Source organism: Pantoea sp. UYEF8, assembly GCF_040546285.1.
In the GTDB taxonomy this organism is placed as follows: domain Bacteria; phylum Pseudomonadota; class Gammaproteobacteria; order Enterobacterales; family Enterobacteriaceae; genus Pantoea; species Pantoea brenneri.
The window spans coordinates 125149-138485 of record NZ_JBEPNM010000002.1; the positions used below are offsets into that span (position 1 = coordinate 125149).

A 13337-nucleotide genomic window follows, 5' to 3' on the forward strand; every position below is an offset into this window, starting at 1 on the left:
CGGATCAGGCACCGCGTGTCGGTGTCTGCGCCAGATTTGCCTGCAACCAGTTCTTAAACTGGCCGTAGGGAATATAAAGTGAAACATCTTTCAGAATCACTTTTCCATTACGGCCATTTTTAATTGCGTCAGAATAGCCAACAATAACGCCACCCAGCGTTTCATCGCTGTTATACACTCCGCCGCCCGACATTCCCTGCACTACGCCAGCATTAGATGCCATTGCCATGCAGGGACTTTTATTCCAGCCATTACGAATAGTGGTGCGGGCTAAATTAACCCCAGAGGATTCAACCGGCAGCGCGGAAATAAAACTGTAGCCGTACATTTTAACCGGATCGCCAATATCGCTACTGCGGAATTGGGCTAATGTTTTGGCATCGTTCTTATGGTAGATAATCGCCAGATCGCAATAAGGATGATAAGACTTCACACGTTGCACGGCGGTTTTCGCGACGTGGGCGGCGGTCAGACTGTATTCAGGCGTCAGAGGGATACTGGTGCCGAGGGTACCGAGACCGAGGATCGTCGGAATGCCGGTCACGCTCATATCAACGTGCTGCATTGCGGTACGACTGTACTCGGTATGGCCCACGGAACACCCGGTCAACGCCAGCGCGGCAAGCGCTGGGCACAGAAAGCGGTTTCTCATGTTGGTATTCTTTTTCAGGCATGTCGTGAAAATCCCTGGTGAAGACTTCTGACATGCAATCAAGGTTCATCACTGAACCGTATTAACGCAACAACTCCGGATGCGCCGGTTTATTGGATTAATGTAAAAACACTATTTTTGTTAATGAATCTTTAAAGTTTTATTTTTCTACGCGCGCCGATTTTAACTGCGGGCACTGCGTTTATTGGTGCTTCAGCGTCAGAGTTTACACCCATCATTGTTATGCACAATTAATTAAAACTAATATTAAGAAAATATCCTGAAAAATAAGGTGATAAACAAATCTGCGATGGGGTTACGCTACAAATTTTTATTTAACACATGGCTTATGGTGGATAAAATCAACTCATCAGAACTTTATTCTGGGCTGGAACGTAAAGGTAGATGAAATACGGCAGGATGAAAGCAGCGGAAGTGTAAGGTACCGTGAATATTTTTCCGGCTGACAGATTGCTTCGGCGGAGGGCACAGTTCAGAAAATTTAAATCCCGCTGACTATAAAGTTTTTGGAAATTGCGTTTTATTCAGCATCTTTGTTAATTATATCGCCCACGATGCACTCGCCAGTTTGCCCGACTTAACGGCGGAAAAAGTCAGCCAGACCGGCTATCCTTAAATTGACTCTGTTAACCACAAAGCGCGTTACATCAGGGGTAAATGTCTGTATAATGGGCCAAACTTTTTAAGTTAACCTATTGATTTAAAAAGATTTCCCACCCTACCGTGACGCCTGGGAAGGCGACAAAGAGGAAGCTCAATGAGCGAGAAGTTACAGAAAGTCTTAGCGCGTGCCGGTCATGGCTCGCGTCGTGAAATCGAATCTATGATTGCCGCCGGCCGTGTCAGCGTCGATGGCAAAATTGCCACCCTCGGCGACCGCGTCGAAAGCAGCAAATCCCTGAAAATCCGTATTGATGGCCATCTGGTCTCCATCGCTGAGTCTGCGGCGGAAGTCTGCCGGGTGCTGGCCTATTACAAACCGGAAGGCGAGCTGTGTACGCGTAGCGACCCGGAAGGACGCCCAACGGTATTTGACCGACTGCCACGCCTGCGTGGATCGCGCTGGATTGCGGTGGGTCGTCTGGATGTAAATACCTGCGGCCTGATGCTGTTCACCACCGACGGTGAACTGGCGAACCGTTTAATGCATCCGAGCCGTGAAGTAGAACGTGAATATGCAGTGCGCGTATTTGGTCAGGTTGACGATGACAAAATTCGTCAACTGAGCAAGGGCGTGCAGCTGGAGGATGGCCCGGCCGCCTTTAAAACCCTGCGTTTCGGCGGCGGTGAAGGGATCAACCAGTGGTACAACGTGACCCTGACCGAAGGCCGTAACCGTGAAGTGCGTCGTTTATGGGAAGCTGTCGGTGTACAGGTGAGTCGTCTGATGCGCGTGCGCTACGGTGATATTACCCTGCCGAAAGGGCTGCCTCGCGGTGGCTGGACCGAACTGGATCTGCCGGCGGTTAACTACCTGCGCAACCTGGTCGGCATGGATGACGAGACGGTGACCAAACTGGTGGTGGAGAAAGATCGCCGCCGTACCAAAGCGAACCAGATCCGTCGTGCGGTGAAGCGCCACAGTAAAGTGAGCAGCACCCCACGTCGTAATCCGGGCAGCAAACGCAACTCCGGCTAATCACGCTACCCTCGCTAAAAACGCAGCCCCGGGCTGCGTTTTTTTTTGCCTACCAGTCAATTCCCTGCTGTGCCTGAATGCCGGCATCAAACGCATGCTTCACCGGCCGCATCTCGGTAACAGTATCAGCCATCTCCAGCAAGCTGCGGTGACAACCACGACCGGTGACGATCACGCTTTGCCGGGCCGGACGCTGACGCAGAGCGTCAACCAGCTCCTCCAGCGGCAGATAATCCATGCTGATCATGTAAGTGATCTCATCCAGCACCACCAAATCCAGCGTCTCATCAGCCAGCATCCGTCTGGCGTGCTGCCAGACCGCCAGACAGGCCGCGGTATCCGTTTCCCGGTTCTGCGTCTCCCAGGTGAAACCGGTGGCCATCACCTGAAACTCAACGCCGTGTTGTTCGAGCAGGTTACGCTCGCCGTTCGGCCAGTCGCCTTTAATAAACTGAATAGCGCCCGCACGTTTACCGTGACCACAGGCGCGCAGGGCGGTGCCAAAGGCGGCGGTTGTTTTGCCTTTGCCGTTGCCGGTAAACACCATCAGGATGCCGCGTACCTCGTTGGCCGCGGCGATGCGCGCATCGACCTGCTCTTTTAACCGTTGCTGGCGTTGTTGATGGCGATCGTCGGCCATTATTCTGCCGCTCCCGGTTTCCTGCCTGGCTGAGCATCGAAACTGATACCGGTTTTACGTCGGCTGTCGTCGCCCATTAAATAGAGGTAGAGCGGCATCAAATCAGCGGGGGTTTTCAGTTTATTCGCATCTTCCTGCGGAAACGCGCTGGCACGCATTTTAGTGCGGGTGCCGCCAGGGTTAATGCAGTTAACCCGCAGCGCATGATTTTTGTACTCGTCAGCCAGCACCTGCATCATGCCTTCAGTGGCAAACTTGGAGACCGCATAGGCTCCCCAGCCGGCACGGCCCGTGCGGCCGACGCTCGAGGTGGTAAACACCAGCGAACCCGATTCCGACTTCAGCAGCAGCGGTAACAGCGCCTGCGTCAGATAAAAAGTGGCATCGAGATTGATTTTCATCACCTGCTGCCAGATCTGCGGATCCAGTTCCGCCAGCGGCACAATCTCACCGAGAATGCCGGCGTTGTGCAGCACACCATCCAGGTGAGAAAACTGCTGCGCCAGTTGGTGTGCCAGCTGTTGACAGCGTTCAGGCGTGGCCTCGGCCAGGTCAAACACCAGCGGGTGGGCAGGGCGTTTGTTAAGTTGATTAATGGTCTGTCCGACCTGTTGCAGCTTGTCAGCATTCCGTCCCAGCAGGATCACTTCGGCGCCATAGCGGGCGTAGGTCAGCGCCGCTTCACGCCCAATCCCCTCTGACGCGCCGGTGACCAGGATGATGCGATGATTAAGCAGATCGCTTTTCGGTTGATAATGCACGGTGGGATCCTCCAGCGAAAACAGCATGATTCCGCTTTATGCCTGAAATTGCGAATCGGCGCAATCGTCAACCGGCGCATTCTGTGCCAGCTGCTGGCATTTCAGGCGACGCATGGGGGCAAAACGGCTAAACTAGCCCATTGTCTCTAATTCTCTGTTTACTAAGGCGACACAATGGATCTTCTTTCGAGTTATGGACTGTTTTTAGCAAAAGTGGTGACGCTGGTGGTGGCGATTGCTGCAATTGTGCTGATTGTGATGAATGCCGCGTTGCGCAAACGAGGTCAGAGCGGTCAGCTGCGACTGACGCATCTGGGTGATGACTATCAACAGATGAAAGAGGACCTGCAGCTGGCGAAGATGAAACCGCAGGCGCAAAAAGTGTGGCTGAAAAATCATAAAAAATCGGAGAAGCTCAAAGCGAAGGCGGAAAAGCGGGCCGCGAAGCAGGGCGAAAGCGAAGTGAATAAACCGACGCTTTACGTGCTGGACTTTAAAGGCAGCATGGATGCCAGTGAAGTCACCTCGCTGCGTGAAGAAGTGTCGGCGGTGCTGGCCGTAACCCAGCCGGGCGATGAAGTGCTGTTACGGCTTGAAAGTCCTGGCGGCGTGGTACATGGCTACGGCCTGGCCGCATCGCAGTTGCAGCGCCTGCGCGATCACGGTCTGCAGATCACCGCTGCGGTGGATAAAGTGGCGGCCAGCGGCGGCTATATGATGGCGTGCGTGGCCGATCGTATCGTGGCGGCACCGTTTTCGATTATCGGCTCGATTGGGGTGGTGGCGCAGATCCCCAACTTTAATCGCCTGCTGAAGCGCAACGATATCGACGTGGAATTACATACTGCCGGCCAGTACAAGCGTACCCTGACCCTGTTTGGCGAAAACACCGATGAGGGACGGGAAAAGTTTCAGGAAGATCTGAATGAAACCCATCTGCTGTTTAAGCAGTTCGTTCATCAGATGCGTCCTTCTCTCGACATCGATAAAGTGGCGACTGGCGAACACTGGTATGGTCGCCAGGCGCTGGATCTCGGACTGATTGATGAAGTCGGCACCAGCGACGATCTGATTATCCGTCAGATGGATCGGTTCAACGTGCTGGGCGTGCATTACGCCCGTCGTCGTAAGATGATTGACCGTATGACACACAGTGCCGGGTCGGTTGCCGAGCGCCTGCTGCTTAAGCTCTGGCAGCGCGGCGAAAAGCCGCTGCTTTAATCGCTGACACAACATGACCCGACCCGGCCCTGTGCCGGGTTTTTTTATTCCAGGTGGTAAAGCGGTGACAACACCACGGCAAGATGTTTGAACACGTTGAACACCGTGGTGGTTCTGGCGGTGGGCAACTCATCTGCATCAAGGAAAAACGGGCCGCGAAACACCAGCACGTCACCTTGCTGAATCACCTCATCCGCCTGCATACCGGCAAAATAATCGTCATGCTGTTTGATTAACGCATTGGCTTTTTCCAGCAATTCCTGGCGTGAAATAGGTTGGGTTAATGTCTTCATTGTTTGCTCCTTTTTTGACAGCACCATAATCCTTTCTATATTACTTGCGTGTCGTATTGTGTGACAAATCGGCGTAACGGCGGAAAAATTGGCGGAAATTTAACCTGAGTGCTAATTAAGTTGCGTAACAGATTTTATCAGGTAGAGTGTGGGCGATTCCGATTTCAGGGATTTTGCACCGGGATGTGTGATTATTTCAGATGGAAAAAGCGCTTTTTATCATGCAGTTGCATATCGCCACGTCGTCTGATCTGAGATTGACCCCTCCGCCTTGAAATGTTAAACAGGCGCAGCAATATTGAACCCGATGGGTTTTTGGGCATCCAATCCTCTCCCGTTAAGCAGGATGTTTTCATTAGGTAAAGGTAAATATGGGTAAAGCACTCGTTATTGTTGAGTCCCCGGCAAAGGCCAAAACAATCAATAAATACCTCGGCAGTGACTACGTGGTTAAATCCAGCGTCGGTCATATCCGGGATCTGCCGACCAGTGGTTCAACCGCCAAGAAAAGTGCTGACGCCTCGACAGATAAAAAAGTCAAAAAAGTCAAAAAAGATGAGAAAGCAGCACTTGTCAGCCGGATGGGCGTTGACCCTTATCACGGCTGGGAAGCGGACTATCAAATTCTGCCTGGCAAAGAAAAAGTGGTTGCCGAACTTAAGGCGTTAGCCGCCAGCGCTGACCACATCTATCTCGCAACCGACCTTGACCGCGAAGGGGAAGCCATTGCCTGGCACCTGCGGGAAGTGATCGGTGGCGACGATAAGCGTTTCAGCCGGGTGGTGTTTAACGAAATCACCAAAAATGCGATTCGTCAGGCGTTTGAAAAGCCGGGCGAACTGAATATCGATCGGGTTAATGCTCAGCAGGCGCGCCGCTTTATGGACCGCGTGGTGGGCTACATGGTGTCACCGCTGCTGTGGAAGAAAATCGCCCGTGGCCTTTCCGCCGGACGCGTGCAGTCGGTTGCCGTGCGGCTGGTGGTGGAGCGTGAGCGCGAGATTAAAGCGTTCGTGCCGGAAGAATACTGGGAAGTTAACGCCGCGCTGACCACGCCGAAAGGCGACGAACTGTCGATGGACGTCACCCACAAAGGGGATAAGGCGTTCCGGCCGGTCAATCGTGACGAGACCTATGCCGCCGTTGCACTGCTGGAAAAAGCGCGCTACGAGATTGTCGATCGCGAAGATAAGCCGACCAGCAGCAAACCGGGCGCGCCTTATATCACCTCGACGTTGCAGCAGGCCGCCAGTACCCGTCTCGGCTTTGGCGTGAAGAAAACCATGATGATGGCGCAGCGCTTGTACGAAGCCGGCCACATTACCTATATGCGTACCGACTCGACCAACCTGAGTCAGGATGCGGTCGCCATGGCACGTGGCTATATCGAAAGTCAATTCGGTAAAAAATACCTGCCTGAATCGGCCAACACTTACGCCAGCAAAGAAAATTCGCAGGAAGCGCACGAAGCGATTCGTCCTTCTGATGTGGAAGTGGTGGCGGAACAGTTAAAAGATATGGAAGCGGATGCGCAGAAACTTTATCAGCTGATCTGGCGCCAGTTTGTCGCCTGTCAGATGATGCCAGCGCAGTACGACTCCAGCACCATTACCGCCACCGCAGGTGAATTTAAGCTCAAGGCGAAAGGCCGTACGCTGCGCTTCGACGGCTGGACTAAAGTGATGCCGGCGCTGCGTAAGAATGATGAAGATCGTACCTTACCTGCGGTCAGCGTAGGTGATGTGCTGGATCTGCAACAGCTGCTGCCCGGCCAGCACTTCACCAAGCCACCGGCGCGCTTCAGCGAAGCTTCACTGGTACGTGAGCTGGAAAAACGCGGTATTGGCCGTCCATCGACCTACGCTGCCATTACCTCGACCATTCAGGATCGCGGTTATGTGCGGGTTGAGAACCGCCGTTTCTATGCGGAAAAAATGGGTGAAATTGTTACCGATCGGCTGGAAGAGAACTTCCGTGAGCTGATGAACTACGATTTTACCGCGCATATGGAAAACAGCCTCGATCAGGTGGCTAACAACCAGGCGCAGTGGAAAGCGGTGCTGGATAACTTCTTCAGTGACTTTACTCAGCAGCTTGAGCGGGCAGAGAAAGATCCTGAAGAGGGCGGCATGCAGCCTAACCAGATGGTGCTGACCTCGATTGACTGCCCGACCTGTGGCCGCAAAATGGGGATTCGTACCGCCAGTACCGGGGTGTTCCTCGGTTGTTCTGGCTATGCGTTACCGCCAAAAGAGCGTTGCAAACAGACCATCAACCTGATTCCGGAAAATGAAGTTCTGAATATTCTGGAAGGGGATGATGCTGAAACCAACGCTCTGCGCGCCCGTCGTCGTTGCCAGAAGTGTGGCACCGCGATGGACAGCTATCTGATCGATAACGAACGTAAGCTGCACGTCTGTGGTAACAACCCGGAATGCGACGGCTACGAAATCGAACAGGGTGAGTTCCGCATCAAAGGCTATGACGGCCCGGTGGTTGAGTGCGAGAAATGTGGTTCCGAGATGCACCTGAAAATGGGTCGCTTCGGCAAGTACATGGCCTGTACCAACGAAGAGTGTAAAAACACCCGTAAGATTCTGCGTAACGGTGAAGTGGCACCGCCGAAAGAAGATCCGGTCCCGCTGCCTGAACTGGCGTGCGAGAAGTCGGATGCCTATTTCGTGCTGCGCGACGGCGCTGCCGGGGTCTTCCTGGCGGCTAATACCTTCCCGAAATCGCGCGAAACCCGTGCGCCGCTGGTGGAAGAGTTACAGCGCTTCAGTGACCGTCTGCCAGAGAAGCTGAAGTACCTGGCCGAGGCACCGGCTACCGATCCGGAAGGCAATAAGACGCTGGTCCGTTTCAGCCGCAAAACCAAACAGCAGTACGTCTCCTCTGAAAAAGAGGGCAAAGCGACCGGCTGGTCCGCCTTCTACATTGATGGCAAATGGCAGGAAGCGAAGAAGTAATCCTATCTGGCCAGCGCTCGCTGGCCTTTTTCTGAGCCTTATATCAATCCGTTCTACATTCACACTTAAAATGATATAGTGGTTATAGCATTTCCGACCTTTCCTGATGCATGGCTTTTCTTCACCCTGTTAAGGCGACAATACGTCAACCGGGGATGCGACTCTGTAACTTACCGGGATGGAATAGATATGAAATTACAGCAGTTGCGCTATATCGTCGAAGTGGTTAATCACAACCTTAATGTCTCTTCGACGGCGGAAGGACTTTACACCTCGCAGCCTGGCATCAGTAAACAGGTCCGGATGCTGGAAGATGAGCTGGGGGTACAGATTTTTGCCCGCAGCGGTAAACACCTGACTCAGGTGACGCCAGCCGGTGAAGAGATTATCCGCATTGCGCGTGAAGTGCTTTCCAAAGTAGATGCGATTAAATCCGTCGCCGGTGAACACACCTGGCCGGACAAAGGGTCACTGTATGTGGCAACCACCCATACTCAGGCGCGCTATGCACTGCCAGGCGTAATTAAAGGCTTCATTGAGCGCTATCCGCGGGTATCGCTGCATATGCATCAGGGATCGCCGACGCAGATTGCCGAAGCGGTATCCAAAGGCAATGCGGACTTCGCGATTGCAACCGAAGCACTGCATCTGTACGACGATTTGATCATGTTGCCGTGCTACCACTGGAACCGGGCGATTGTGGTGACGGCTGACCATCCGCTGGCCGGAAAAGGGCAGGTGACGATAGAAGAGCTGGCTGAATACCCGCTGGTGACCTACACCTTTGGCTTTACCGGGCGGTCAGAGCTTGATACCGCATTTAACCGTGCCGGCTTAACGCCACGCATTGTTTTCACCGCCACCGACGCTGACGTTATCAAAACTTACGTAAGATTAGGTCTTGGCGTCGGGGTTATTGCCAGCATGGCGGTCGATCCGGTCTCAGATCCTGACCTGATTCGTATCGAAGCGGCGGACATTTTCACCAACAGTACCACCAAGATCGGCTTCCGTCGCAGCACCTTCCTGCGCAGCTATATGTATGATTTTATCCAACGTTTTGCGCCGCACCTGACGCGTGATGTGGTTGATACCGCCGTGGCATTGCGTTCGAACGAAGATATTGAGGCAATGTTTAAGGACATCAAACTGCCGTTTAAATGAGTCAGATACTCATTAATGATTTAAAGGCTGCCGCTGGCGGCCTTTTTTATTGCCAGATGTTAGCGCCAGATGAGACTCAAAAGTTTTTATTATTTTTTTGTAAATGAAACATCGATCACATGTTTTCGGTTTGGTCTTTCTTAAATGCGAATTACTACACATTTTTTACCTTGCCGCTTTGCGGGACGCCAGGAATATTCCCATACTCCAGTTAAGACCTGATGAAAAGCCCGCTGATATCAGGTTCTTTAATCCGCTCTTTAGTTTTGAATGGTCCTAAACGTAAATTAACTCAAATTTACAATGTGATCGTTTAATTAAAAGTTTGTTCCGCGGTTAATGATTTCTTACGTGATTAGGCCTTATTGATTAATAGCGTTAATCGTTTTACTCAATAAAAATAACTGGATTTTTGGCCTTAACGCGTTTAGGATTCGTCCTAAATCTTAATCGTTGTTATCAATCATTTTGTTGAGAGTGATTATCAAAAACTATGAATACACGACTGACTGTACAACCGGGCTTCCCGGCAAAAAGCACCAAGGTTGAGCGCACTGGCAACACCCGCCGCAAAGCCTGGCTGACCGTATTCGCTGCCTCAGCGCTGTTCTGGGTAGTTGTTGCATTAATGATCTGGCGTATCTGGGGCTAAAGCCATGTGGGCAAACACACTCAGCCATAAACGTTCTTTGACTGCGCGTCAGCACAAGCCCGCTTCCTGTAAAGGAAAAGAGCCGCTTGCAAAGGACGAAAAAGTGTCTATCCCCGATTCCTGGGATTTGAGTGATAACCAGCGACACTTTATCGAGTCGTTCCTGGACCCTAAAACTAAATAACGCTGTTTGCTGTACCGTTTATTATTCTTACTGCTCTTTGCTCTTCTTTCCGGTTTCTCCGGCGGGCACGTTAAAAGCCCAACTCCACACTCAGTAACACAAACGGGTTTCATCGTTAGTGGGTGATCGCAGGCCTTTGTACGCCAAATTCAGGCGAAGGAGTGAACTAAAATGAATATCATAAAAATGTCCTGGCTTAGCGCATATGCCTTTTGCTTTGCGTTCTGGTCTGCGGCGGTGTGGATCACGCTCTGATTTGAATTAAATCACCTCTTTCTGATGCCTCGTCTCCGGACGGGGCATTTTCGTTTCGGCCGATTGTAGCAATTTGTGTTGTAATCAAAACGTTAACGAATTTGTGGTCTATCTTTAACATAAACCTTTAACTCTCTGAGGTTTAAAGACCACGATTATAAAGGAGGAGCTATGTCGTCTACCCTACGCGAGCAGAGTCAGGAAATACTGCAGGTCGACAATAAAAATTATCACATCTTCAGTCTTCCCCACGCTGCTCAACACCTCGGTAACATTGATCGCTTACCCAAATCCCTGAAAGTTTTGCTGGAAAATCTGCTGCGCTGGCAGGATGGCGATTCCGTGACCGCGGAAGATATCCAGGCGCTGGTTGACTGGCAAAAAGATGCGCATGCCGATCGGGAAATCGCCTACCGTCCTGCACGAGTATTAATGCAGGACTTTACCGGTGTGCCGGCGGTGGTCGATCTGGCGGCAATGCGTGAAGCCGTCAACCGGCTGGGCGGCGATGTCGCGAAGGTAAATCCCTTGTCGCCGGTTGATCTGGTGATTGACCACTCGGTCACCGTTGACCATTTCGGTGATGATGACGCGTTTGAAGAGAACGTCCGGCTGGAGATGGAACGTAACCACGAACGTTACGTCTTTTTGCGCTGGGGCCAGAAAGCCTTCGATAAATTCCGCGTGGTTCCGCCTGGCACCGGTATCTGCCACCAGGTCAACCTGGAGTATCTTGGCAAAGCGATCTGGCACGAAACCCTGAACGGGGAAGAGTATGCCTGGCCCGACACGCTGGTCGGCACCGATTCACATACCACCATGATTAATGCGCTCGGCGTGTTGGGGTGGGGCGTGGGCGGCATTGAAGCGGAAGCGGCGATGCTCGGCCAGCCGGTATCAATGCTGATTCCGGATGTCGTGGGCTTTAAACTCACCGGCAAATTACGCCCGGGCATCACCGCCACCGATCTGGTGCTGACAGTTACCCAGATGCTGCGTAAGCACGGCGTGGTAGGGAAATTCGTGGAGTTCTATGGCGACGGACTGGCCGATCTCCCGCTGGCTGACCGGGCAACCATTGCGAATATGGCGCCTGAATATGGCGCAACCTGTGGCTTCTTCCCGGTTGATGAAGTGACTCTGAGTTATATGACGCTCACCGGGCGTGAAGCTGAACAGGTGGCGCTGGTTGAGGCCTACGCCAAAGCGCAAGGCCTGTGGCGCAATCCGGGCGATGAGCCACGTTTTACCAGTACTCTGGCGCTGGATATGAACGATGTGGAGTCGAGCCTGGCCGGGCCTAAACGTCCGCAGGACCGGGTATCACTCGGTGACGTCCCCGCCGCCTTTGACGCCAGTAATGAACTAGAGGTCAACCACGCTCAGAAACCCCATAAAGCGGTCGACTATACCGACAGCAATACCGGACTGACCCACACGCTGACCGATGGCGCAGTGGTGATCAGCGCCATTACCTCTTGTACTAATACCTCCAACCCCAGCGTACTGATGGCCGCTGGGTTACTGGCGAAAAAAGCGGTTGAGCGGGGCCTGAAACGACAGCCCTGGGTGAAAGCTTCGCTGGCACCGGGATCAAAGGTGGTGTCTGATTATCTGGCCGTGGCGCAGCTGACCTCTTATCTCGACCAATTGGGCTTTAATCTGGTCGGCTACGGCTGCACCACCTGTATCGGCAACTCCGGGCCGCTGAAAGATGAGATTGAATCGGCGATTAAGCAGGGCGATCTGACGGTCGGCGCCGTGCTCTCAGGTAACCGAAATTTTGAAGGCCGTATCCATCCGCTGATCAAAACCAACTGGCTGGCATCGCCGCCGCTGGTGGTCGCTTATGCGCTGGCGGGTAATATGAAGATCAACCTGCAGACCGATCCACTTGGGCACGATCGTAGCGGCCAGCCGGTCTATCTGAAAGATATCTGGCCATCGCCAGAAGAGATCTCCACTGCGGTGCAGCAGGTCACCAGCGACATGTTCCACAAAGAGTACGCCGAAGTGTTTGACGGCACGCCAGAATGGCAGCAGATCAAGGTGAGTGAAGCCGCGACCTACGACTGGGATGAAGGCTCAACCTACATCCGGCTGTCGCCGTTCTTTGATGATATGGAGAAAGAACCTAAGCCGGTGCAGGATATTCGTGGCGCGCGGGTGCTGGCGATGCTGGGCGACTCGGTCACCACCGACCACATCTCCCCGGCTGGCAGTATCAAGGCTGAAAGTCCGGCGGGGCGTTATCTGCTGGCGCACGGGGTAGAGCGCAACGACTTCAACTCTTACGGTTCCCGTCGCGGTAACCATGAAGTGATGATGCGCGGTACCTTTGCCAATATCCGTATTCGCAATGAGATGGTGCCCGGCGTAGAAGGCGGGTATACCCGTCACTATCCGAGTGGCGAGCAACTGGCTATTTACGACGCGGCGATGAAGTATCAGGCGGAAGGCGTGCCGCTGGCGGTCATCGCCGGTAAAGAGTATGGATCGGGATCGAGTCGCGACTGGGCGGCGAAGGGACCACGCCTGCAGGGCGTGCGGGTGGTGATTGCCGAATCATTTGAACGTATTCACCGTTCGAATCTGATTGGCATGGGGATACTGCCACTGGAGTTCCCGCAGGGCGTAAGCCGTAAAACGCTGGGGCTGACCGGGGAAGAGCGCATTGACGTAGAGAACCTGAGCGCGCTGACGCCAGGCTGTACGGTGAAAGTGACGCTGACCCGCGCTGATGGCAGTAAAGAGGAGCTGGATACCCGCTGCCGCATCGATACCGGCAACGAGCTGACCTATTACCGTAACGACGGCATCCTGCACTACGTGATCCGTAACATGCTGGACTAAGTGATCCGTAACATGCTGGACTAACAAAAAAGC

The 13337-nt window shown here is 53.1% G+C and carries 11 protein-coding genes; 7 read left to right on the forward strand and 4 right to left on the reverse strand.

The features are described from left to right. Nucleotides 1-4 precede the first annotated feature (4 nt). Nucleotides 5-652: a serine protease gene (locus tag ABIB18_RS04095; RefSeq protein WP_031374559.1), complete on the reverse strand. Its 648-nt coding sequence runs from the start codon at nt 650-652 to the stop codon at nt 5-7. 778 nt (nt 653-1430) lie between these two features. On the opposite strand from ABIB18_RS04095, the gene rluB reads away from it, so the two are divergent. Beyond that, a complete protein-coding gene (gene rluB, locus ABIB18_RS04100) occupies nt 1431-2312 on the forward strand; it encodes a 23S rRNA pseudouridine(2605) synthase RluB (protein ID WP_031374558.1) in 882 nt (293 codons plus the stop codon). A gap of 49 nt (nt 2313-2361) precedes the next feature. Here rluB and cobO read toward each other — a convergent pair whose 3' ends face one another. Together cobO and ABIB18_RS04110 are read right to left on the reverse strand one after the other, a co-directional pair. Continuing rightward, nucleotides 2362-2952 carry a cob(I)yrinic acid a,c-diamide adenosyltransferase gene (gene cobO / locus ABIB18_RS04105; RefSeq protein ID WP_031374557.1) on the reverse strand — a complete coding sequence of 197 codons (591 nt, stop codon included), beginning with the start codon at nt 2950-2952 and terminating at the stop codon, nt 2362-2364. Then, nucleotides 2952-3713, reverse strand: coding sequence for a YciK family oxidoreductase (locus ABIB18_RS04110; RefSeq protein WP_031374556.1), 762 nt, complete (start codon nt 3711-3713; stop codon nt 2952-2954). The genes cobO and ABIB18_RS04110 overlap by 1 nt, the downstream gene beginning before the upstream one ends. A gap of 174 nt (nt 3714-3887) precedes the next feature. On the opposite strand from ABIB18_RS04110, the gene sohB reads away from it, so the two are divergent. Continuing rightward, nucleotides 3888-4934 carry a protease SohB gene (sohB, locus tag ABIB18_RS04115; protein ID WP_031374555.1) on the forward strand — a complete coding sequence of 349 codons (1047 nt, stop codon included), beginning with the start codon at nt 3888-3890 and terminating at the stop codon, nt 4932-4934. Between the two features lie 44 nt (nt 4935-4978). On the opposite strand, the gene ABIB18_RS04120 is transcribed toward sohB, so the two are convergent. Beyond that, nucleotides 4979-5227, reverse strand: coding sequence for a DUF2498 family protein (locus tag ABIB18_RS04120; RefSeq protein WP_031374554.1), 249 nt, complete (start codon nt 5225-5227; stop codon nt 4979-4981). A gap of 371 nt (nt 5228-5598) precedes the next feature. On the opposite strand from ABIB18_RS04120, the gene topA reads away from it, so the two are divergent. The 5 genes from topA (at nt 5599) to acnA (ending at nt 13304) form a co-directional block, all read left to right on the forward strand. After that, nucleotides 5599-8196 (forward strand): type I DNA topoisomerase, encoded by a 2598-nt coding sequence (topA, locus tag ABIB18_RS04125; RefSeq protein ID WP_031374553.1) that lies wholly within the window; start codon nt 5599-5601, stop codon nt 8194-8196. A 189-nt stretch (nt 8197-8385) separates the two neighbouring features. Beyond that, on the forward strand, nt 8386-9360 hold the full coding sequence (gene cysB, locus ABIB18_RS04130) for an HTH-type transcriptional regulator CysB (RefSeq protein ID WP_009089966.1): 975 nt from the start codon (nt 8386-8388) through the stop codon (nt 9358-9360). A gap of 493 nt (nt 9361-9853) precedes the next feature. After that, nucleotides 9854-10012 carry a YmiA family putative membrane protein gene (locus tag ABIB18_RS04135; RefSeq protein ID WP_071778593.1) on the forward strand — a complete coding sequence of 53 codons (159 nt, stop codon included), beginning with the start codon at nt 9854-9856 and terminating at the stop codon, nt 10010-10012. A gap of 4 nt (nt 10013-10016) precedes the next feature. Continuing rightward, complete coding sequence (locus ABIB18_RS23765; RefSeq protein WP_072050978.1) at nt 10017-10196, forward strand: YciX family protein; 180 nt, start codon at nt 10017-10019, stop codon at nt 10194-10196. Nucleotides 10197-10622: 426 nt separating this feature from the next. Further along, the gene (acnA, locus tag ABIB18_RS04140) at nt 10623-13304 is read left to right on the forward strand and encodes an aconitate hydratase AcnA (RefSeq protein WP_089561447.1); all 2682 of its coding nucleotides are present in this window, start codon (nt 10623-10625) and stop codon (nt 13302-13304) included. The last annotated feature ends 33 nt before the right edge of the window (nt 13305-13337 follow it).

Excerpts from the sequence above, each read along its gene's own strand:
- ABIB18_RS04095 (WP_031374559.1), bottom strand. The coding sequence starts at position 652 with ATGAGAAACCGCTTTCTGTGCCCAGCGCTTGCCGCGCTGGCGTTGACC.
- rluB (WP_031374558.1), top strand. The coding sequence starts at position 1,431 with ATGAGCGAGAAGTTACAGAAAGTCTTAGCGCGTGCCGGTCATGGCTCG.
- cobO (WP_031374557.1), bottom strand. The coding sequence starts at position 2,952 with ATGGCCGACGATCGCCATCAACAACGCCAGCAACGGTTAAAAGAGCAG.
- sohB (WP_031374555.1), top strand. The coding sequence starts at position 3,888 with ATGGATCTTCTTTCGAGTTATGGACTGTTTTTAGCAAAAGTGGTGACG.
- ABIB18_RS04120 (WP_031374554.1), bottom strand. The coding sequence starts at position 5,227 with ATGAAGACATTAACCCAACCTATTTCACGCCAGGAATTGCTGGAAAAA.
- topA (WP_031374553.1), top strand. The coding sequence starts at position 5,599 with ATGGGTAAAGCACTCGTTATTGTTGAGTCCCCGGCAAAGGCCAAAACA.
- cysB (WP_009089966.1), top strand. The coding sequence starts at position 8,386 with ATGAAATTACAGCAGTTGCGCTATATCGTCGAAGTGGTTAATCACAAC.
- ABIB18_RS04135 (WP_071778593.1), top strand. The coding sequence starts at position 9,854 with ATGAATACACGACTGACTGTACAACCGGGCTTCCCGGCAAAAAGCACC.
- ABIB18_RS23765 (WP_072050978.1), top strand. The coding sequence starts at position 10,017 with ATGTGGGCAAACACACTCAGCCATAAACGTTCTTTGACTGCGCGTCAG.
- acnA (WP_089561447.1), top strand. The coding sequence starts at position 10,623 with ATGTCGTCTACCCTACGCGAGCAGAGTCAGGAAATACTGCAGGTCGAC.